The 20,803-nt window shown below is 72.1% G+C and carries 18 protein-coding genes and 2 pseudogenes; 10 read left to right on the top strand and 10 right to left on the bottom strand.

The annotated features are described in order from the left end of the window. Positions 1 to 4 precede the first annotated feature (4 nt). Genes ACZ51D_RS01945 through ACZ51D_RS01935 form a run of 3 tightly spaced genes read left to right on the top strand, consistent with a single transcriptional unit; the run spans position 5 to position 2,530 of the window. The gene (locus ACZ51D_RS01945; RefSeq protein ID WP_360509310.1) at positions 5 to 286 is read left to right on the top strand and encodes an acyl carrier protein; all 282 of its coding nucleotides are present in this window, start codon (positions 5 to 7) and stop codon (positions 284 to 286) included. Beyond that, a complete protein-coding gene (locus ACZ51D_RS01940) occupies positions 279 to 1,394 on the top strand; it encodes an acyl-CoA dehydrogenase family protein (RefSeq protein WP_465660820.1) in 1,116 nt (371 codons plus the stop codon). The genes ACZ51D_RS01945 and ACZ51D_RS01940 overlap by 8 nt, the downstream gene beginning before the upstream one ends. A gap of 35 nt (positions 1,395 to 1,429) precedes the next feature. Further along, positions 1,430 to 2,530: an HAD-IIIC family phosphatase gene (locus ACZ51D_RS01935; protein ID WP_360509313.1), complete on the top strand. Its 1,101-nt coding sequence runs from the start codon at positions 1,430 to 1,432 to the stop codon at positions 2,528 to 2,530. Between the two features lie 42 nt (positions 2,531 to 2,572). Here the strand turns inward: ACZ51D_RS01935 and ACZ51D_RS01930 are convergent, their stop codons facing one another. The 3 genes from ACZ51D_RS01930 to ACZ51D_RS01920 all read right to left on the bottom strand — a co-directional run bounded on the left by ACZ51D_RS01930 (position 2,573) and on the right by ACZ51D_RS01920 (position 5,737). After that, positions 2,573 to 3,235: a class I SAM-dependent methyltransferase gene (locus tag ACZ51D_RS01930; RefSeq protein WP_465660818.1), complete on the bottom strand. Its 663-nt coding sequence runs from the start codon at positions 3,233 to 3,235 to the stop codon at positions 2,573 to 2,575. A gap of 107 nt (positions 3,236 to 3,342) precedes the next feature. After that, entirely contained in the window at positions 3,343 to 5,169 is a 1,827-nt protein-coding gene (locus ACZ51D_RS01925) for an AfsR/SARP family transcriptional regulator (protein WP_465661043.1), read from the bottom strand. 265 nt (positions 5,170 to 5,434) lie between these two features. Continuing rightward, entirely contained in the window at positions 5,435 to 5,737 is a 303-nt protein-coding gene (locus ACZ51D_RS01920) for a metallophosphoesterase family protein (RefSeq protein WP_465660816.1), read from the bottom strand. Between the two features lie 365 nt (positions 5,738 to 6,102). On the opposite strand from ACZ51D_RS01920, the gene ACZ51D_RS01915 reads away from it, so the two are divergent. The 3 genes and pseudogenes from ACZ51D_RS01915 to ACZ51D_RS01905 form a co-directional block, all read left to right on the top strand. Further along, positions 6,103 to 6,864 (top strand): thioesterase II family protein, encoded by a 762-nt coding sequence (locus ACZ51D_RS01915; RefSeq protein WP_465660814.1) that lies wholly within the window; start codon positions 6,103 to 6,105, stop codon positions 6,862 to 6,864. Between the two features lie 161 nt (positions 6,865 to 7,025). Next, on the top strand, positions 7,026 to 7,250 hold the full coding sequence (locus ACZ51D_RS01910; RefSeq protein WP_360509318.1) for a hypothetical protein: 225 nt from the start codon (positions 7,026 to 7,028) through the stop codon (positions 7,248 to 7,250). A 283-nt stretch (positions 7,251 to 7,533) separates the two neighbouring features. After that, positions 7,534 to 7,891, top strand: a pseudogene (locus ACZ51D_RS01905) (ACP S-malonyltransferase); the annotation flags it as partial. Positions 7,892 to 7,940: 49 nt separating this feature from the next. On the opposite strand, the gene ACZ51D_RS01900 reads toward ACZ51D_RS01905, so the two are convergent. From ACZ51D_RS01900 to ACZ51D_RS01880, 5 genes and pseudogenes are all read right to left on the bottom strand, one after another. Further along, positions 7,941 to 8,369, bottom strand: coding sequence for a VOC family protein (locus ACZ51D_RS01900; RefSeq protein WP_465660812.1), 429 nt, complete (start codon positions 8,367 to 8,369; stop codon positions 7,941 to 7,943). Between the two features lie 95 nt (positions 8,370 to 8,464). Then, the gene (locus ACZ51D_RS01895) at positions 8,465 to 9,649 is read right to left on the bottom strand and encodes a macrolide family glycosyltransferase (RefSeq protein WP_465660810.1); all 1,185 of its coding nucleotides are present in this window, start codon (positions 9,647 to 9,649) and stop codon (positions 8,465 to 8,467) included. Between the two features lie 94 nt (positions 9,650 to 9,743). Then, on the bottom strand, positions 9,744 to 11,036 hold the full coding sequence (locus ACZ51D_RS01890) for a hypothetical protein (protein WP_465660808.1): 1,293 nt from the start codon (positions 11,034 to 11,036) through the stop codon (positions 9,744 to 9,746). 691 nt (positions 11,037 to 11,727) lie between these two features. After that, positions 11,728 to 11,979, bottom strand: coding sequence for an SMI1/KNR4 family protein (locus ACZ51D_RS01885; RefSeq protein WP_465622916.1), 252 nt, complete (start codon positions 11,977 to 11,979; stop codon positions 11,728 to 11,730). A gap of 19 nt (positions 11,980 to 11,998) precedes the next feature. Then, a pseudogene (locus ACZ51D_RS01880) lies at positions 11,999 to 12,407 on the bottom strand (MFS transporter); the annotation flags it as partial. 417 nt (positions 12,408 to 12,824) lie between these two features. Here ACZ51D_RS01880 and ACZ51D_RS01875 point away from each other — a divergent pair. Further along, positions 12,825 to 13,061 (top strand): amphi-Trp domain-containing protein, encoded by a 237-nt coding sequence (locus tag ACZ51D_RS01875; protein WP_360509325.1) that lies wholly within the window; start codon positions 12,825 to 12,827, stop codon positions 13,059 to 13,061. A gap of 107 nt (positions 13,062 to 13,168) precedes the next feature. On the opposite strand, the gene ACZ51D_RS01870 is transcribed toward ACZ51D_RS01875, so the two are convergent. Continuing rightward, complete coding sequence (locus tag ACZ51D_RS01870) at positions 13,169 to 14,524, bottom strand: diacylglycerol/lipid kinase family protein (RefSeq protein WP_465660807.1); 1,356 nt, start codon at positions 14,522 to 14,524, stop codon at positions 13,169 to 13,171. Positions 14,525 to 14,743: 219 nt separating this feature from the next. Between ACZ51D_RS01870 and ACZ51D_RS01865 the strand changes: the two genes are divergently transcribed. The 3 genes from ACZ51D_RS01865 to ACZ51D_RS01855 all read left to right on the top strand — a co-directional run bounded on the left by ACZ51D_RS01865 (position 14,744) and on the right by ACZ51D_RS01855 (position 18,613). Then, complete coding sequence (locus tag ACZ51D_RS01865; RefSeq protein ID WP_465622912.1) at positions 14,744 to 16,060, top strand: hypothetical protein; 1,317 nt, start codon at positions 14,744 to 14,746, stop codon at positions 16,058 to 16,060. Positions 16,061 to 16,478: 418 nt separating this feature from the next. Then, entirely contained in the window at positions 16,479 to 17,003 is a 525-nt protein-coding gene (locus ACZ51D_RS01860) for a hypothetical protein (protein ID WP_465622910.1), read from the top strand. A gap of 209 nt (positions 17,004 to 17,212) precedes the next feature. After that, a complete protein-coding gene (locus ACZ51D_RS01855; RefSeq protein WP_465622908.1) occupies positions 17,213 to 18,613 on the top strand; it encodes an MFS transporter in 1,401 nt (466 codons plus the stop codon). 63 nt (positions 18,614 to 18,676) lie between these two features. Here the strand turns inward: ACZ51D_RS01855 and ACZ51D_RS01850 are convergent, their stop codons facing one another. After that, entirely contained in the window at positions 18,677 to 20,524 is a 1,848-nt protein-coding gene (locus tag ACZ51D_RS01850; protein ID WP_465622906.1) for a glycoside hydrolase family 15 protein, read from the bottom strand. Positions 20,525 to 20,803: the final 279 nt, after the last annotated feature.

Below are 20,803 nucleotides of genomic sequence, written 5' to 3'. Positions count from 1 at the left end.
GGCCATGACCACAGCGAACACGCCCGACACCCACGACCTGGAGAAGGAACTGCTGGGATTCCTGGAGGGACACACCGGAACCGCCTGGGACGCAGACACCGACCTGTTCGACGCCGGCGGCCTGTCGTCCCTGTTCGCCATGCAGGTGGTGGTGCACCTGGAGAAGACCTACGCCATCGCCGTCCGCGGCGCGGACCTGCGGCTGGACAACTTCCGCACCGTACGGCGGATGGCGGAGCTGGTGGACCGGCTCCGGGTGCCCGCCGCCGGGGGCCGGCATGGGTGAGGACCTGAACAGCGCCATGACCTCCGTCGCCCTGCGGGTCGGCGACCAGGCGGGGGAGTGGGATCGGACCGGCCTCATCCCGCTGGACCTGCTCCGCGAACTGGGCGCCGAGGGCCGACTGTGCGCCGAAGTCCCGGAGCAGTACGGCGGCTGGGGGCTCAGCAGCATGCGCAGCGGCGCGTACACCGCCCACGTGGGCGGCCTCTGCAGCTCGCTGCGCAGCGTGATGACCTCCCAGGGCATGGCGGCATGGACCATCCAGCGCCTCGGCACCGCCGAGCAGTCGGCCGCCCACCTCCCCCGGCTGACCGGCGGCGGACTGGCGGCGGTCGGCTTCAGCGAGCCCGGCGCCGGCAGTGACCTCGCGGCGATGACGACGACCGTCCGCCGCGACGGCGACGCGGTCGTCGTCGACGGACACAAGAAGTGGGTGACCGCCGCCCACTATGCCGACCTGCTGGTCGTCGTCGGCCGCTACGAGGACGGCGCGGTGGCCGTCGTGGTGCCCGCCGACACGCCCGGCGTCCGGATCGAGCGGATCGCCGACCCGCTCGGCTGCCGCGCGGCCGGACACGCGGACGTACACCTCGACGGGGTGCGGCTGCCGGCCGACAGCGTCCTGGGCGGTCACGGACTGCCGCCCGCCCTGCTGGTGACGACCGCGCTGGCCTACGGGCGGATGTCCGTCGCCTGGGGGTGCGTGGGCATCCTGCGGGCCTGTCTGGCGGCGGCCACCGCGCACGCCTCAGGGCGGGAGCAGTTCGGCAGGCCGCTCGCAGAGCACCAGCTCGTCGCCGGGCACCTCGCCGACCTCTACACGGCCGAGCAGGTGGCCGCGCGGGTCTGCGAGCACGCCAGCCGCTGCTGGGACGAAGGGTCGCCGGACCAGGTGGTGGCGACCGTACTGGCCAAGCACGTCAGCGCGACGCAGGCCGCCCGGGGCGCGGCGACGGCCGTCCAGGTACTGGCCTCGGCCGGGTCCCGGGACGGGCACGCGGCGGCCCGGGCGTACCGGGACGCCAAGTTGATGGAGATCATCGAGGGCAGCAACGAGCTGTGCCGGCTGATGCTGGCACAGCACGCCCTCTCCGCTCCGGGGGCACGGTGAGCGGGCCCACGGCCGACGAGACGAGGAAGGACGGCATGGCCGAGATTGTCAAGTGCCTGGTCTGGGACCTGGACGACACCCTCTGGCAGGGCACCCTGCTGGAGGACGGCGAGGTGCACCTGCCGGACGAGGTGCGCAAGGTGGTGATCGAGCTCGACTCCCGCGGCATCCTCCAGTCCGTCGCCAGCCGTAACGACCACGAGCACGCCTGGGCCCGGCTGGAGGCGTTCGGCGTGGCCGAGTACTTCGTCCTGCCGGAGATCGGGTGGGGCACCAAGTCCGAGTCGGTGCGCCGGATCGCCGACCGGCTGAACTTCGCGCTCACGACCATCGCCTTCGTCGACGACCGGCCCGCCGAACGCGCCGAAGTGGCCTTCCACCTGCCCGACGTACGGTGCTACCCGGCCGAGCAGGTCCTCGCACTCCCCGAACTCGCCGAGTTCACCCCCGCGGCCAGCACCGTCGACTCCCGGCGCCGCCGCCAGATGTACCAGGCGGGCTTCCGCCGCGAGGCCGAGCGGGCGGCCGCCCCCGGCCCCGACGAGGAGTTCCTGCGCTCCCTGGACCTGCGGATGCGCATCGGCCGGGCCACCGGCGAGGAGCTGTCCCGGGTCGAGGAACTCACCCTGCGCACCAGCCAGATGAACGCGACCGGGGTCCACTACCCGGACGCGGTGCTGCGCGGCCTGATCACCGACCCCCGGCACGAGGTCCTGGTGGTCACCCTCACCGACCGGTTCGGCCCGCACGGCGCGGTCGGCGTCCTGCTGCTCGAACGGCACCCGGGCCTGTGGCACCTCAAGCTGCTCGCCACCTCCTGCCGGGTCGTCGCCTACGGCGCCGGCGCGACCCTGCTGAACTGGCTGGCCGACGCCGCCGCCCGGTCCGGAGTCCACCTGGTCGCGGACTTCCGGGCGACCGAACGCAACCGGATGATGGAGATCGCCTACCGGTTCGCGGGCTTCGAGGGCCTGGACGAAGCCCCGTGCCCGTGTGCCGCCGTCCTCGCGCCGGTTCCGGAGGACACCGGACTCCAGCGCCTCCACCTGGTCCCCGGCCCGCGCGTGGTGTCCACGGTCATCAGCGTGGACGCACCCGACCTGAACGTGCCGGAAGGGGGCCCGGGAACGTCGTGACCGCGGCGGCGGCCGGCGCTCCCGGGCTCCGGCCCGCCGCCCTCAGCGCTTGCGGACGAGTGTGATCCCGTCGGCCATCACCAGCAGCGACAGCTCCACCCGAGGGTCCTCGTGCAGCAGCCGGTTCAAAGCCCGGACCCCGGCGGTCTCCGGGTCCACTGCGGCCGGATCGGCGACCCGGCCGAAGAAGAGGGTGTTGTCGACCACGATCAGACCGCCGGCGCGCAGCAGCGCCAGCGAAGTCTCGTAGTATCGGACGTAGTTGCTCTTATCCGCGTCGATGAACACCAGGTCGAAGCTCTCCGGCCCGCGCTCCGTCAGCAGCGCGTCCAGGGTTGAGGTGGCATCGCCGATCCGCAGGTCGATCCGCGAGTCGACCCCGTCCCGCTTCCAGAAGTCGGCGCCGATGGCCGGCCACCGGTCGTCGATGTCGCAGGACACCAGCACCCCGTCGGCCGGGAGAGCGCGGGCCATGCACAGGGTGCTGTAGCCGGTGAAGGTGCCGATCTCCAGCACCGCCCGCGCCCCCGTCAACCCGACCAGCAGGGAGAGCAGTTGGCCCTCCTCCGCCATCACCTGCATGGCGGTCCCGCCCGGCAGGTCCGCGGTGGCCTCCCGCAGCTCCCTGAGTAGAGCGTCGTCACGGAGGGAGACCTCCCGGACGTAGGCGAGCAGGTCGTGGGTGGCTTCTGTCTGGTGGGCCATGGCGCGGGGGTCCTCTCGAAGGAGATCGGGTGAAGGAGATCGGGTCGAAAGCATCGGGGGAAGGGGAACCGGGCCGCCGGGTGCCCGTCGCCGGGCCGCCGGGACGGTCACCCGGCGCGCATGTACGGGTGATCGTGCTGCCGTGCGGCGACCGCCTGCGCCCGCTCGCGGGCGTACGCCCGCAGCAGCGCGTCCAGCCGGTAGCGGCCCCCCGCCGGCTCACCCAGCAGATTCGCCTCGACCAGGGCGTCCAAGGCCTCCTCGGCCTGCGCCTCGGAGCAGCCGAACATCACCGCGACCCTACTGCTGGAGACCGAACGCGATCCGGCGGCCCCCAGCGTGGTGAACACCTCGGCCGGGTCGACCCCGGCCGGAGCCGTCCGCCGGAGCCCGGCGTGGTCGGCGTCGAGGCAGGGCCGGACACCGAGGTCGCCCGCGCACAGTTCGTCCAGCAGCCGCGGGGCGTCCGTGAGCCGCCGGGCGAAGTGCCCGATGGTCCAGTGCGGGCGCTCCAGCAGCCGGGTCCCCGCGATCCGGATCGCCAGCGGCAGGCCCGCGCAGACCGTCAGCACCGAACGGGCCGACCGCGGTTCGGCACCGACCCTGGCCGGGCCGACGATGCTGCCCAGCAGCTCCAGCGACCCGGCCTCGTCCAGCGGGCCGAGTACGAGCGGGGACGCCCCCTCCAGATCGGCCAGCCGCCGTCGGCTGGTCACCAGCAGCCTGCTGCCCCCGCTACCCGGTATCAGCGGCCGCACCTGCGCGGTGCTGGAGGCGTTGTCGAGTACCACCAGCAGACGGCGGCCCGCGGTGAGCGAGCGGTAGAGGCTCTCCCGTTCCGACTCCTCCTCGGGTATCTCGTCCCGGGGCACACCGAGGTCCGCCAGGAAGCGCGGCAGAACCGCCCGGGCGGTCAGCGGCCGCGCGGCTCCGCCGAGGTCCGCGTAGAGCTGGCCGTGCACCGAGGAACCGCGCACGGCGTGCGCCGCTTGCAGGGCCAGTGCGCTCTTGCCGACACCGCCCCGGCCGGTCACCACCGCCGTCGCCACCATGCCCGCGGGCATCGTGCCGGTCGTGAGGAAGTGCTGCAGCCGCGCCAGTGCACCGGAGCGGGCCGACAGTGGCAGCGGCACCGAGGGCAGCTGCGCCGGGCTCGGCCAGCAGGATCTTTCCCAGGCGTCGGCCGGCGCCGGCGCGACGGCCGCCTCCGGGGCCTTCGCGGGCTGCTCCAGCGGGTCGGGCGCGCGGGGCCGGTCGTGGGCCGAGAGGATGTGCCGGTGGACCTCGCGCAGATCGGTGCTCGGCTCGGCGCCGAGCTGCTCGACGAGCAGCGCCCGGGTGCGCTGGTAGAGGTCCAGGGCCTCCGACTGCCGTCCCGAGCGGCCCAGCGCCAGCATCAGCTTGCCCACCAGGGCCTCCCGTAAGGGGTGCTTCCGCACCAGCCGTACCAGCTCCGGCACGACCTCGGCGTGCCGCAGCAGCGCCAGCTCCGCGTCGAACCGCATCTCCATGGTCTGCAGGCGAAGCTCCTGGAGGTAGCGGCCCTCCACATCGCGCAGCGTCTGCGAGGGGATGTCCGCCAGCGGCTCCTCGCGCCACAGGGCGAGCGCCTCGGCCAGCTCGGCGGAGGAACCTTCCAGGTCTCCGCGCTCGGCCAGCTCCGCCGCGCGCCGGCGGTGGGCCGTGAACTGCCCGAGATCGCTCTCGTGCTCGCCGAGTTCGAGGAGGTAGCCGGGCGCCCGGGTGAGGATCCGGGCGGAGGCGTGCTCGCCCAGCGACTGCCGCAGGCGCATCACATAGGTGCGGACGGTCGCGGCGGCACTCGGCGGCGGGGCGCCGTCCCAGACGTACTCGGCGATCCGGTTGACCGAGATCACCCGGTTGGCGTTGAGGAGGAGGGCTGCCATGACCACGCGTTGTCTCGGCGCCGACACGTGCACCTCACGCGCGTTCAACCGGACGGAAAGCGGGCCCAGCAACAGGAAGTTCAAGGGGGAGTCCTCTTCATCGCACGACCGGTGGGCAACACTGCCTCCAGCGTCTTGGGTGACCATGAGCGGGTCAACGCGGTCCTGTCGTATCTAGAGGTATTCCTAGAGCACAGGTCTTGCGCGCATGCCGGGTTTACGCTGCGCGGCACCGTCACGGTGGTCAGGACCAGGCCGCCCACCACGGCCCACCGGCCGGGGCCCGTCACCGCTACTCACCGGACGGGAAGACCTCACGCAGCAGCGGATCCGGCTTGCCGTACCAGTACTCGCCGCGCAGCCGCACCGGATCGGACGGATGGGTCCACAGCTCGTGGTTGCCCGGCACCCACACCACGGTCGAGAACCGGTCGGCCGGCAGCCGCAGCACCCACTCCACGTCCGCGGCCGGCTCGCCCACCTCCCCGGCCGGCAGCAGCCAGTCCTCCTCGTCCACCGGGAACAGCCCCTCGACGATCGCCCTGTTCTCCGGGCGGGCGACACGGAGGTCGCTGACGGCGTACGACCTTGCCATGAGGCGCCCTCGCCTCTTCGCCCGGATCCGCGGTGCGCGGTCCGGCCGGACCGTTGCTGCCGAGTCGGAGCCAAGTAAATCCCACAGGATTGCTCCGCACTGCAACGTTCTTACCATTCGCCGAAGAAACGGCCGGTTTTGAACCCGGACATGAGTGCCGGATGCGCTCCGATGCGTACTTGCTGACATTCCCGGAGGCATGGCAGGCTGTCATATGCGGCGCCCGTGACCCGCTGATCGTCGCCGATCGGGGATCCCCGTATTAGTACGTACCAGCCGGCCCACCGGTGCGGCGGGTGTCCGACGTGATCACCACACCCCACCCGCCGGCACCGCGCGGATTTCGCGAAAGGAGAAAGGCCGACATGACCTCCCTCTCTTTGGACAGCGACCTGTGGTGCCGTCGCTTCCATCCCTCGCCGACGGCCACGCGCCGACTGGTCTGCTTTCCGCACGCCGGCGGCTCGGCGAGTTTCTACTTTCCGGTATCCGCCGCACTGCGCGGTCCGGTGGACGTCCTGGCCGTGCAGTACCCCGGCAGGCAGGACCGCCGGGAGGAACCCGGTGTCCAGGACCTGCACCGGTTGGCCGACGAAGTGTCCGAAGCGCTGCGCCGCTGGGACGACCTCCCCCTGACCCTCTTCGGGCACAGCATGGGCGCGCTCGTCGCCTTCGAGGTGGCCCGGCGGATCGAGCGCGCGGGCGGTCGGATCGACCACCTCTTCGTCTCCGGCCGCAAGGGGCCGTCCGCAGGCCGGCCCGGGCCCTCCCACCCACTCGACGACGCGGGCATCGTGGCCGAGGTCAGGGCCATGAGCGGCACCGACGCCCGGCTCCTGGAGGACGAGGAACTGCTGGGGATGGTGATGCCCGTGCTGCGCGGCGACTACCGGGCCCTGGGGGCCTACCGGACCGACCGTGACGCCGCGGTCGCCTGCCCGGTCACCGCCGTGCTGGGGGACCAGGACGCCTGGACACCGGTCCCCGAGGCCGGGCACTGGCGCGACCGCACGACGGCCGCGTTCGACCTCAAGGTCTTCCCCGGCGGGCACTTCTACCTCAGCAGCCGGGCGGACGAGGTGACCGGCATGCTCCGCGACCACCTCGCCGGTGCGCCGCGCGCCTGAGACCGCCGACGACAGGGAAGGGGGACCGAGGAGTGACACCGTCAGCGACCTCTGAGGAGATCAAGCCCGCGCAGCGGCCGCCGCGGTCCGGGCCCGCCGGCGACGCCCGTCCGGCAGTCGGGGGCCCTGCCGACGGCGCGGGCGTCCGTCGGCTGACCGCCGTGGACGCCCGCATCCTGGAAGGCGTCGCGGTCGGCACCCCGACCGTCCGGCTGGCGGCATCGCTCTATCTGAGCCCGCAGGGCATCGAGTACCGCATCGGGCTGATGATGCGCCATTTCCAGGCCGCGAACCGGCCGGCTCTGGTCTCCCGGGCGCACTCCCTCGGTGTGCTGAGCGTCGGAGCATGGCCACCCCGCGTCCTCCCGGAATTCCTTGAGTCCTAGCAGAGCGCCGCGCGCACCGCTCCCTGATCTCCCCCGTGAGTTCCCTCCCGGGGGACGGGCCGAAAAGATCCTTTCCGAAAGCGGAAAATTCACTCCGCCGGCATGCTGTCGGAGATATTTTCCCAGACCCGGATATCGTATCGATATCGCGCCGCGAGACGGGTTCCCGGGTGTCCGGTCGAACGCCGGATCCCGCGGCATTCTGGTGTCAGGCCCACTTCTGCTGCACTGCGCTCGGGCCGTACTGGCACCCCTCCATTCGCTCCGATTCACAGGAGCTGTCATGAGTCTGGGGTACCTGTTCGGCGGCGGCGTCGGGACCGAGCCGCATGGCCTGGAGCTCTACCGGACCTACGAGGTCGTTTAGGGCTGGTATGAACAAGTCTCCGAGTGGACCGCTGACGGTCAGACAGGTCCTGGAGGAAGACCTCCAGACCGCCCAGGAGGAGCGCGAGAGTGTCGGCACAGTCCGCGAAGCCGCCCTCGCGATCGGCGTACACGACGTACTCGCCTCGTTCGACCTGCGCCCCGCGGTCATCGGCGGCCTCAGCCTCGGCGCGATGACCGCCGGCTGCCTCGCCGGATCGCTGGGGCGACGAGAACTGTTCGAGATGCTGGCCGGCTCCCGCGACGCCCCGGATATCTGACGATTCATCAAGAGATGTCAGTGCGGCACGTCTTGGCCTCTCCTCAGTCTACGCAGAACTCGTTGCCCTCGATGTCCTGCATCGGGATGCACGCGTCGTTGCCGTCGTACAGCGTCCGCACGTGTACCGCGCCGAGCGGGACCAGCCGTGCGCATTCGGCCTCAAGCGCGGCCAGCCGCTCCTCACCCACCAGCCCGGTACCGACCCGCACGTCGAGATGCAGCCGGTTCTTGGCGGCCTTGCCCTCGGGAACGCGCTGGAAGTACAACCGCGGCCCCACGCCTGACGGATCGACGCAGGCGAACCACGCGTCCCGCCGCTCGGCCGGCTGCGCGCTCCTGTAGTCCTCCCACGTGGCGAACCCCTCCGGTGGCGGCGGCACGACGTACCCCAACACCTCGCACCAGAATCGGGCGAGGCGCTCGGGTTCCGCACAGTCGAAGGTGACCTGGAATTGCTTGATCGATGACATCAGCCGACCATAGTGGCGCGCACCGCCCACCGGGACCCCTGGGCGGCCGTTGATCGTTCCGCTTCTCGTCGGGGACGCCAGGCCCTGTGGTGGGATCAGGTCGTGCGCTTCAGGTAGGCCTCGATCTCGTCGGCGGCGCGGGTGGCACCGCCCGCTTCCCGGGTGAGCCGCTGCGCCTCGGTGCCCCGCTCCTGCACGGCAGCGTCGGCGGCCACCTCGGTGATCGCGGCTTGCAGCAGGCTCACGTCGGCCTCCGCCGGCAGCAGTACCCGGCCGAGGCCCAGCTCGGCCACCCGCGCGGTGTTGGCCGCGACGTCCGGCCAGGACGGCACTCCGAGTATCGGGCAGCCGGCGTCCAGGGACTCCAGTACGCCGCCCATGCCGCCGTGGGTGATCACCAGCCGGGCGTGCCGGAGCACCGCCAGGTGCGAGACCCAGCGGTGGACCTCGACGTTGTCCGGCAGCGGACCGAGGTCGGCCGGGTCCATCCCCCCGCCGACCGAGATGACGGCGTGCCAGGGCAGCTCGGCGAAGGCGTCCACGCACAGCCGGAAGAACTCCGGATGCTTGTTGTGCACGGTCCCCATCGAGACCAGCGCCACCGGCAGGCCGCTCGCCGGGGGCTGCCACTCCCCCAGGAAGGAGCGGTCCGTGAGGCACGGCCCGACGAAGGCGAAGCGCTCGTCGAAGCTCTCGCCGTGCGGCTGGAAGAACCGCGGCACGTGGACGAGGTTGAGGCCCTCGGTGCGCATCAGGAACTCGTGCGCCGGCTCGTCGACGCCGTGCGAGGCCAGCAACTCGGCCATCCGGACGCCGAATTCGACCACCACCTCCTCGGTGAGCGGGACCGCGCCGTCCGCCTCCATCATCTGCTGCACGAAGGAGTAGGTGTCGTTGGAGGCGAAGAACGGCGTCGACTGGACGGCCGGGAGCCCCCAGGTGTGGGCCAGTATCCGGCCGGCCTGGAAGGCCACGGCGTCGTAGACCACCGCGTCGGGCCTGGCGTCGCCGAACCACTCCTGGACCGCGCGCAGGATGGCGATGTTCTCGTCCAGGAAGATCAGCGGGGTGCGCCCGTTCTCGGGACCGCCCACGCTGTCCAGCGGCTGGGTGGAGTCGTAGCGCAGGTGTTCGGCGCCGACCTCGGCCAGGGCCTGGGCGAAGTCGTCGACGGCCGCGTAGGTGACCCGGTGCCCGCGGCGTACCAGTTCACCGACGACCGCCAGAGTGGGGAAGACATGGCCGTGGGCCGGGATGTTGACCATCAGGATGTGGCTCACTGCTACTCCGTCGGTATCGGGAAGAGGAACGAGGGAAGAGGGAAGCAAGAAGCGCGATTCGGGAAGGGAGAAGGGGCGCGGCAGGCCGCGCGGCTCAGCTGGGGTCCTGGTCCGGGCCGGCCTCGGGCTGCGGCTCGGACTGCTGCTCGGCGGCCCACTGGGCGCCCGCGATCTCCTCGGCGCTCAGCTGTCGGCGCGGGATCCAGGCGGGGACGGTGCCCTCCTCGTTGCGGCCTTTGTCGAGGATCGCCAGGTTGTGGTAGAAGTGCGCGCCGGCCAGCGTCCGGTCGGTCCCGCTCGGGCGGTGCGCGGTCGGCGGCTCGTGCTCCTCGTGGTTGAGGCCGTCGAGCAGCTGCTTGAGGAAGCCCATGCTGGTGGTCGGGTCGCCGAGCCGCTCCGAACTGCCGCCGTAGCCCGGCCAGTAGGAGGTCTGCAGGTCCTCGATCACATAGAGCCCGCCCGGGACCACGTGCGGGAAGAGCGCGCCGAAGGCGGCGATGACGTCCGGGCAGTAGTGGCTGCCGTCGTCGATGACGATGTCGATCGGCCCGATCCGCTCGGCCAGCGCGGTGAGGAAGGCCGGGTCCGCCTGGTCGCCCTGGACGGTGTGGATCCGCTGCTCGCGCAGCGCCGTCTTGTCGTAGACGTCGACCCCGTAGACGAGGCCCCGCCGGAAGAAGCGCTTCCACATCCGCAGCGAGCCACCGCCCGCCGCCGGGTCGGCGTAGCCACCGATCCCCAGCTCCAGGACGGTGAGCGGCCGGTCCCGCAGCGGGGCGAAGTGCCGGGCGTAGTGCTCGGTGTAGTAGTGCAGCCCCCACTTGTCCGAACCGTGGCGCAGCGACAACTCGGCCAGGTCGAGCGGCTGCTCCACCAAGCCGCGGAGCAGCTGCTGGACGACCGGGAAGGCCGCCAGTACGGGCATCAGCCGAGCCGGGTCCTCGATGCCGTGCCAGGTGATCCCGGGCGTGCGGTGGCCTGCGGTGTGCCGGGCGCCGAAGACGGCGCGGGCCAGGTCGAGCAGGTCCAACTCGACGGTGGCGCTGGGCTCGTCGGCCGGCCCGGTGCGGTGCTCGGCCTTGGGGCCGGCCAGCAGGTGGTGCCGGAGCACCCGGTCGTCGAAGGCGAGCTCGAACTGCACCACCACCGCCGCGGCGGCGAGTTGCTCGCTCAGGTGGGCCCGGCTGACCAGTTCGTCCACCAGGTCGGCGGCCGTCTGCTCGGCGCCCGCCGACCTGATCACCGCCGCAAGCTGCTCCTCGGGCCCGTCCGCCGCCAGGATCAGGGCGCGGATCCGGCGCAGGTCGGTCTCGTGCGGGTCCGAGTCGGGGCCCGACGGGCTGTTCACGTGCCGGCCGTTCTCGTGCTGTCCGGTGAGGGCGGTCATGCGTGAGCCTTTCCACGAGGGAGTCGAGAGGACGGGGAACGGATCGGGGCTTCTTCCAGGCCGGGGTGACGCCGTCGGTCATCGCCGGCGGCGGGATCTCCACCCGACCGGGGAAGAGGGTGTTGTCCACCACGATCGGACCGCCGGGCACCGAGTTCACGGCGGGACGCCGTTGCCACTCTCAGCTACTGGATCGACACGTCGTGAATCTAGGTGCGCATCCCTCCCGCCACAAGCACTACCTGGGGCCACGGGGCGCCGAGTGCGGGAAACGAGCCAGAATCGGGGCACCGCTGTTCCGCATGTTTGGACCCGTCACCCCGGTGTCGTTCGTGGCAGCGGCGGAGTCGGTGATCGTCGGGCGACCGGGCCCCGGCCCCGGATCCACCGGCCCCCGCGGTCGGCCCCGGGCGGGACCGTCCCGCCCGGCAGGGTCGTCCCGCAAGGACACGAGGGGCAGTTCCACCCCCATGACCAGTGACCGAGCCGCCCGGGTCCGGCCCGGCCCCGAGGCCGGAGCGCCGCAGGTTCGGCTCCCGAGTCCGCACTGTGGATCGTGGCCGAGTACGATGCCGCCGGGAACGAGAAGGGCGCGATCCCGCGGTGCGGGCTTCGCGTCACGTCCTCGCCCGCTCGGCGGAGTCCAGGACCACGCGAAGGCCGCAAGGTCGTCCCGGAGGATTCCCGGGCATCAGGCCAAGGTGGCCAGGTCGGCGAGCAGGTCCTGTTCCGCGGTGTCGTGGACGGACTCGTCGACCAGGCCGGTGACGAAGTCCTCGAAGGTCTCCGCGAGCAGGGTGATCGCGAAGCTGTCCTCCTGGTCGACGTGCACCACGGCCGGATCGCCGCGCTTGCCGCAGGCACGGTAGTCGAGGGCGAGCATGTCGTGGCCGGCCGAGGGGGTGGTGGCGAAGTACACGCCGATGTCGGGGTACCCCCACACCTCGATCCAGAACAGGCTCAGGTCGGCGTTCCACCACGAAGTTGCCCGCCACCAGCGCCACGATCGAGGGCAGGATGAGCGAGGCCCTGACCCCTTCGAGGAACGACCAACCGAACATGAGCACGGGCAGGTTCGGGGCGAGCGCGGTCGTCAGCGAGCCGCAGCCGTAGATGACGCAGCCGATCACGAACGCGCGCTTGCGGCCGATGAGGCGCCGACCTTGCCGCCGGGATCATCAGCATCGCCATCACCAGCGGGTACGCCGTGATCGCGCCCTGGATCCCGGTCACGGTCGAGCCCACGTCCGCGGCCACGGCCGCGATCGAGACGTTCATGTCGGAGGTGTCGAGCAGCATCAGGAACTGCCCGGCCCCCAGCGTCAGCAGGACGAGACCTGGCGTGGTCGAATTCTCAGGGGCACCTGCCATGGGCGCCGTGGTCCCAGCGCGCCCGGGGCGCGGACCGGCGACCGGCCACGCCGGTCAGTCGAATGGCGGCGCCGCAGGAGGGCGTACCGGCGGGGTGATGCACACCTCGGGATTCCGGCGCATGGTGGATTCAGAAAGCGTTGTGCGACTGCGACCGACGGAGAAGACCATGAACAACGCGGTGACTCCGGCATCGGAGTACCCGATGCCAGACCTGTTCCGGACCATGGCGATTTCCAGGAGTACGTCCGCTCCGTCCCCGACACAGGTGGCGGGCACGCCGACGGACTGGCACGGCTGGCCGAGCTCAGGAAGAGCGCCGACATCACGGACGAGGAGTACGCCCAGGCCAAGGCGAAGGTCCTTGCCTGACCAACCTGTTCGGCACGGTAGGACCCGACGACAGTGGAGGCGGTCGTGAAGGACCTCAAGTTCGAGCAGAAGAGCTCACTCTCGCGTCTTGAGGCCGCCGACCGCCTGTCGGCGCTCGCGGACGCGCTGCGGCACGGCGGCAACGCCGAACTGGACTTCGGTCCGGGGACGCTGAGCCTGCGGATCCCCGAGGAACTGCGCAGCGAGGTCGAGATCGAGGTCGGCGACGGGGAGATCGAACTCGAGATCGAGCTGAAGTGGCGGACCGGACAGGCCGAGTAGTCCCCAGGCGTCGCAGGCCCCGGTCGAGCGTCGGGGTCTCGGTGGCGGCCACCGTGGCGTAGACGGCGCTGTCGAGGGCCATGAGGTCGCGCACCACCTCGCGGGGGCTACCCATCGACGTGCTCCGGTGCGGTGGACCCCGATCGGGCCCGGCCGAGGGCCAGCGTGAGGACCGCCCGCCAGTCGAGGGGAGGCGCCGCCGGGGGCGCGCCGGGCCGGTTCCTGGGCACCAGGACCCGCAGCGCGCCAGGGCGGATGCCGCAGGTGACGGGGGTGGGCAGCTCAAGTGCCTCGCCGTCGACGGCGACCGGGATGCGGTCGGCGTCCGCGACCACGGTGACCTGGGGCGCCGTCAGGATGTTCAGACCGGAGGCCTGGGCGCCGCGCAGTGCGATCCCGGCTGCCTCGGCCGCGTTGCCCACCCGGATGCCGACGACCCCCAGCGTGCCCAGATCGAGCCGCGCTCTGCGGCCGACCAGGGCCGCCGGCTGGGGCGCGGCGTAGGGGTTGTTGCTGATCAGGAGCGCCTGCTGGGCCTCCAGACGGGCGGTGGCCGTCACCGCGTCCAGCGGGTGGCCGGTGTATTCGTGCAGGAGGTCGGGCAGCGCGTCCAGGATGGAGCCCGCCTTGGCGTCGCGGTACTCGGGGCGCTGCACGATCTGCGCGTACACCCCGAAGGAGACCGTGTTGACGAACGGTCGGCCGTCGACTGTGCCCAGGTCGATGCGCAGTTCCTCGCCGTTGCTGAGCGCGTCCAGGCAGCGGTCGGGGGCGTCGCGGTCCAGGCCCAGGTCCATGGCGAAGTGGTTGCGGGTGCCGGCGCTGACCACCAGGAACGGCAGGCCGTGCTCGGCGGCGACCGCGGCCACCAGCGCCTGGGTGCCGTCGCCGCCCGCGACACCGAGCAGGTCCGCGCCGTCGGCCACCGCGCGGCGGGCGATCGCGGCGACGTCCGTGCGGGTGGAGGTGTCCAGCAGCACCACCCGGGCGCCGAGTTGCTCGGCCTTCTCGACGAGCGCGAATTTGCCGACCTTGCCGCCCCCGGACTTCGGGTTCATGATCAGCACGGGATGCCTGGGGGCGGGGGACGCGACGGCCCGCATGCCCCGGGGCCGCCGGGTCGCGCGCAGTGCCGACCTCGCGCACAGCATCGACGCCGCGACGAGCACGACCGCGGTCAGCGCGGCCGGCCACAGACTTGCCCAGGCGTAGAGCACCACGACGCCCACGGGCGCGGCGAGCGCGAGCAGTGCCCCGGCCACCCGCACCACGCCGTGGTGCGACAGCGCCCACCAGATCCCGGCCGCCGCGACCGCCAGACCGGCCACCCCGATGGCGAGGATCAGCAGGCCGCCCCGTCCGCTCACGACGAGCAGCGCCACCGGCGAGCCCAGCAGGCAGAGCAGCGCCAGCCGGGCCAGCAGACGGCCGCGCGCGGGTGCGTGGAAATCGGTCGATGCCACTGCCGCTCCCTCCGATTCGCCCAGGTGCCTGCCGGGCGCCTGCTCCAGCGGCCGCCCGCAGTGCCAGGATGCGCGCCACCGGCCGCTCCGGCACGCCGCGGCAGGCATCAGGGACTGGCGCGGTCCGCCGATCGGATGCAACCCCGTGTGCGGATCCGGTCGCCCTGGGTGTCAATGGAGGCGAGCGCTGTCCTGCCGCACGTCATCCCTTGGAGCGCCATGAGCATGCCCGAGCCGTCCGAAGGAACACCCGCGCCCGCCTCGACACCGGCCGCGCGGAGCCACGGCTCGCGAGCCGGCCGGATCGCGATGAGCGCGGTGTCGGCCGTGGTCATCACACTCACCTGCATCCTGGTGCCGGTGTCCCTGCTCACCGTCTGGGTGCACGACATCGTGCTGGACACCGACCGGTACGTGTCGACGGTCGCGCCGCTGGCGACCAATCCCGCGATCGAGGCCGCCGCGGCCAACCGCATCACCCAGGCCGTCGACGTGCGGGTGGACGGCAGCGAGGTCGCCTCGGAGACGGCCGCCTGGCTGCAGTCCGTGGGGCTGCCGCCCAAGGCGGCGGCCGGCGTCAAGGCGCTCGGCCCGAAGCTGGACGAGGCTGTCAACGACGTGGTCAGCAAGGCGGCGACCCGGTTCGTGCAGAGCGACACCTTCGAGAAAACCTGGACCACCGCCAACCGCGCCGCCCACACCGCCGTGGTCCGTGCGCTCACCGGCCACGGCCGGGGTGCGGTGGAGGTCAGCAATGGCACCGTCACCCTCGACGTCGGCACCGCCGTGGACACCGTCAAGCAGGATCTGGTGAGTGCCGGCCTCACCCCGGCCGACAAGATCCCCCAGGTCAACAAGCAGCTGGTGCTCTTCCAGTCCGACAAGCTCGCCAAGATCCAGGGCGCGGCCCACCTCCTCGACGTCCTCGGGAACTGGGTGCCGATCTTCACGGTGGTGCTCGGCGCGATCGGGGTGCTGCTCGCCCGCCGGCGCCGCCGCGCGCTGGTCACGACCGGGCTGGGCGCGGCCGCAGCCTGCCTGGTGCTCGCCATCGGGCTGGTCGTCGCCCGCCACTACTACCTCGACCACCTGCCCGCCCAGGTGCAGTCCCCGGCAGCGGCGGCGGCCATCTTCGACACACTGCTGCGCTTCCTGCGGATCAGCACCCGCACGGTGCTGACCCTGGGCCTGGTGGTGGCGCTCGGCGCCTACCTGGGCGGCGGCGGGCGCCTGCCGCGCGCGGTACGCGGCGCCGCCGACCGGACCGCGGACTCCGCCGCCCGCTGGGGCGACAGGCACGGTGTGCACACCGGGCGGGTCGGGACCTGGACCGAGTCCTACCGGCGGTGGGTCGCCCTGGGCGTCCTGCTGGTGCTCGCCCTGGTGCTCGCGCTGTGGAGCTATCCGACGGTGCTGACCGTGCTGCTCCTGGTGCTCATCCTGCTCGCCGTGCTCGCCGTGCTCGCGCTGCTGGCCGCGAGCGGCCGGGTGACCGAGCAGCACGAGGCGGCCGCGGGCCAGGACACGGGGGAATAGCAGATCAACCGAGAGCGCCTGGTCAGGACACTCACGTTCTGGCTGCGTCCGGCATTCGCGCTCCGCGTGGTCAACCGCTTCCAGCGGATAGCGGGCTTCGACCGGTCGATGGCGCCGGCCTCCAGCATGCTGACGGCGATGATCCCGCTCGCGATCGTCTACGGCTCCGTGCCGGCCCACTTCGGGGGCAGTGACGTGGCTCAGCGCATCATCGACCGCTACGGCCTGACGGGCAGTGGGGCCGATACGGTCAGGCACATCTTCTCCTCGGTCACCGACACGAGTACCGGTGTGCTCGGGGGATCTCCCGGCTGCGCTCGGCCAGGAAGTCGAAGCAGCCCTGAGCCGTGTCGGCCGAACGGCAGCAGTGCCGGAGCCTCGGCTGGCGTCCCGCGAGCCCCGCTCGTACGTTGTGACGGTGAGTCGCACCAGCTCCCCGGCCGGTCCTCCGGGTGGTGACGGCACGTCAGGAGCGCCACGCACCGACTTCGCCGGCGCCGTCTACGGGTCTCTGCTCGCCGCGTCCGTGATCGCCACGGCCGGCAGCGTCGGCGGCTATCCGCGGCTCCAGCTCGGACTGCTGCTGATCATCACCGGCATCGTGTTCTGGGCGGCGCACGTCTACGCGCGCGTCGCCGGCGAACGGCTGCCGGGACAGCCCTGGAGCAGGCCGCGGATCCGCCGCGTCGCCCGCCAGGAGTGGTCCATCGTCGAGGCGGCCGCTCTGCCCGCGCTGGCGGTGGCCGTCAGCCCGCTGCTCGGTCTCGACCTGGCGGGAACCGCCTGGTTCGCGCTCGGTGTGGCCGTGACGCAGCAGGTGGTCTGGGCGTGCCTGGGCGCGCACCGAGCGGGTGCCTCCGCCCGCCAGGTGATGGTGGAGTGCGTCGTCAACCTGGTCCTGGGACTGGTCATCGTCACCGCGAAGGCCGCCCTCGGGCACTGAGGCGGCCGATCCGGCGCGCGGTCCGCCGCGGCTGGTGCGCCACCGGCTCCTGGCCCCGCCGACAAGCCGCTGCTGCGCGCCTCAGGCCCTGTGGCGACGGGCTGTGCGACGGTCGGGGTGGCGGTTGCGTTCCGTCGGCGTCGGCCGCGTGCGGGCGAGGTCGAGTAGTTCCGCGGACCAGTGGATTCGGTGGATGGGAAGGTGGCGCTATGGCGGGGACGGCAGCAGCGGGGGCGCGGCGGGTGCTGGCCCCGTTGGCGTTGGCGCAGTTCATCTGCAGCTTCGCCGGCTCGAACATGAACGTGATGATCAACGACATCAGTGAGGACCTGGACACCACGGTGCAGGGTGTCCAGACGGCGATCACGATCTTTCTGCTGGTGATGGCCGCGCTGATGATTCCGGGCGGGAAGCTGACCGACAAGTGGGGGCGCAAGCGGTGCCTGCTGGCGGGGCTGGTGGTCTACGGGGTGGGGGCGGTGCTGAGTGCGGTGGCGCCGGGGCTGGGGTTGCTGATCCTCGGGAATTCGATCCTGGAGGGTGTGGGCACGGCGTTGCTGATCCCGCCGGTCTACATCCTGACGACGCTGCTGTTCACCGACACGGCGTCCCGGGCGCGTGCGTTCGGCGCGATCATGGCGATGGGCGGTATCGGGGCGGCCGCGGGCCCGTTGATCGGCGGTTTGATCACCAGTGCGATCAGTTGGCGGGCCGCGTTCGTGTTCCAGGCGCTGGTGATCGTGGTGATCGTGGTGCTCAGCCGCCACCTCGTCGATCCGCTGCCGCCGGACCCCGCCCGGCCCTTCGACACCGTGGGGGCGGTGCTGTCGGCGGCGGGTCTGGTGCTGCTGGTGACCGGCATCCTGGCGGTCGACAAGAACGGCTGGCTGGCGCTGGGCCTGCTGGCGGCCGGTGCGCTGGTGCTGGTCGGTTTCTTCGTCTGGGTGCGCGGCCGGGAGCGGGCCGGCCGGGAGCCGCTGCTGTCGACGGCGCTGTTCCGTAACCGCACCTCCAACCTGGGTCTGGTCACGCAGAACACGCAGTGGCTGATGCTGATGGGCGTCTCGTTCACCGTCGCCGCCTACCTGCAGGTCGTGCGCGGCTACGACGCGATCCAGACCGGCGTCATCTTCACCGCCGCCACTCTCGGCATTCTCGCCACCTCGCTGGCCGCCGAGAAGCTGGCGCGGCGCCGACCGCAGCGCACTCTGATCATGGCCGGGTTCGTCGTGACGATTGCCGGCATCGCCGTGCTGCTGGCCCTGGTGGCCTGGACGCCCGGCGCGTGGGCGTTCGCGCCCGGACTGCTGCTGATCGGCCTGGGCGTGGGGGTGATGCTCACCCCGTCGGTGAACGTCGTCCAGTCCTGCTTCCCCGAGTCGCAGCAGGGCGAGATCTCCGGCCTGTCGCGCAGCATCTCCAACCTCGGGTCCTCGCTCGGCACGGCCATCGCCGGCACGATCCTGGTGTCGGGGCTGACCAAGGGCGCGTACGCGGCGGCGATGGCCGCGCTCGCGGTCATCGGCCTGGGCGGCCTGGCCGCCGCCGCCCTGCTGCCGCGAGTCAGCCCACCCGCCGCCGCCGGGGCAGACCGGGCCGCACCGCTGTAGCGCCGTGCGCCGGCCGGACGCCGCCGACCGCCCCGGGGACGTGCCGGCCGGCGGCGTGTGCGGTCAGCGGGGCCGGCGCTCGGCCCGGTCGAGTTCCTCGTCCAGGGCGATCGCCGCGTCGATCAGGGCCAGATGGGTGAACGCCTGCGGAAAGTTGCCCAGCTGCTCGCCAGAGGGGCCGATCTCCTCGGCGAACAAGCCGACGTGGTTGGCGTAGGTGAGCATCTTGTCGAAGGCGTAGCGGGCCTGGTGGAGGCGTCCGGCCCGGGCGAGTGCCTCCACGTACAGGAAGCTGCAGAGGTTGAAGGTGCCCTCGGAGCCGCGCAGGCCGTCCGGGGAGGCGGCGGGGTCGTAGCGGTAGACCAGGCTGTCACTGACGAGTTCGCCGTCCATGGCGTCGAGCGTGGTCAGCCAGTCCGGGTCGGTGGGGGTGAGGAAGCCGACCTTCGGCATCAGGAGCAGGGACGCGTCGAGGACCTCGGTGTCGTAGTGCTGGACGAAGGCGCGTCGCTTCTCGCTCCAGCCGGAGTCGACGATCTGTCGGAACACCGTGTCGCGGGCGGCCTGCCAGCGGGCCACGTCGCCGGGGCGGGAGTGGGCGGTGGCGAGCCGGATCGCCCGGTCGAAGGCGACCCAGGTCATCAGCCGGCTGTAGGTGAAGTTCTGGCGGCCGCCGCGGGTCTCCCAGATGCCCTCGTCGGGGCGGTCCCAGTGGTCGACCAGCCAGTCGATGAGCCGCGTGAAGGCCTGCCAGCCGCGGATGCCGCCGATGTCCTCGGCCTGCGCGAGGGCGTAGGCGGCCTCGCCGTAGATGTCGAGTTGGATCTGGTCGGCGGCGGCGTTGCCGGCCCGCACCGGCGCGGAGCGGCGGTAGCCCTCCAGGTGGTCCAGTACCTCCTCGGTGAGGTGCGGTTCGCCGTCGACCCGGTACATGATCTGCAGCGGCTCGCCGGAGGCCGTGCCGCTGGCGTCCAGGCGCTCGCGCAGCCACCGGCGGAAGGCGTTCGCCTCCGCGGTGAAGCCCAGGTCGATCATGGCGCGCACCGACAGCGAGGCGTCGCGCACCCAGGTGTAGCGGTAGTCCCAGTTCCGTTCACCGCCGATCTGCTCCGGCAGGCCCATGGTGGCGGCGGCGATCGGGGCGCCGGTCGGGGCGTAGGTCAGCAGCTTGAGGGTGATGGCGGAGCGGGTCACCATCTCGTGCCAGCGGCCGCGGTAGCGCGACGATCGCAGCCAGTCCGTCCAGAACCCGGTGCACGCCTCGAACTCGGCGAGTACCGCCTCGGCGGTGGGGATCGCGCCGCCGGGTCGGCCGCTCAGCTCGCCGGGCTCGCCCGTCTCGCTGGTCAGCACCACGGCGGCACGCTCACCGGCGTGCAGCGTGAAGCGCGCGGAGACGTCCGTGCCGTCCGGGTGCAGCTCGATCTGCGCGGTGGTCTGCAGCTGCAGGTCCGTACCCGGGCCGCGGAAGAGCATCGACCCGTCGTCCAGGCGAGTCAGGTCGTGGGGCGCGCGGCCGTAGTCGAAGCGAGGCCGGCACAGCAGCTCGAACGGCATGCTGCCGCGCACCACCCGCGCCACCCGGACCAGCCGGTGTGTGGCCGACGGCGTCGGCGACGGGTCGGGCGGCATGAAGTCGAGTACCTCGCCGACGCCGCCCGGCGCCATGAAACGCGTGATCAGGACGGCGGTGTCCGGCAGGTACAACTGGCGGACGGTCGCCTCCTCGCTGACGTCGGCGTGAAGCCGGCAGTAGCCGCCGCGGTCGCTGTCGAGCAGCGAGGCGAACACGCTGGGGGAGTCGAACCGGGGGGTGCACCACCAGTCGACCGTGCCGTCGGCGGCGATCAGCGCCGCCGTCTGCAGGTCGCCGACGATGCCGTGGTCCCCGATCGGGGGGTAGTCGTTCACAGTGCCTCCTCGGTCCGCCCGCCGGCGGGGGACGCGCAGAACCCCTCGCGCCGCGGCACCGGCGCGGGGCCGCCGGTGGCCGCCTCCCGCGTCTGACGGCGGGGCCACCAAGACCAAGCGCCGGACGATCTGCCCATCATCACCCCGTCGGGCGCCCCCAGCCACTCCAGGCCAAACGCCGGCGACCGCACCACAGGCCGGCGGGGCCGCCGGGGTGAGCCGTACTGGTGATGAGAGACGACACCGCCTGAGCCCACCCAGTTTGCCCACCATCCACGG

Source organism: Kitasatospora sp. NPDC033851 (genome assembly GCF_055576085.1).
This window is presented reverse-complemented; position numbering and strand designations above follow the sequence as displayed.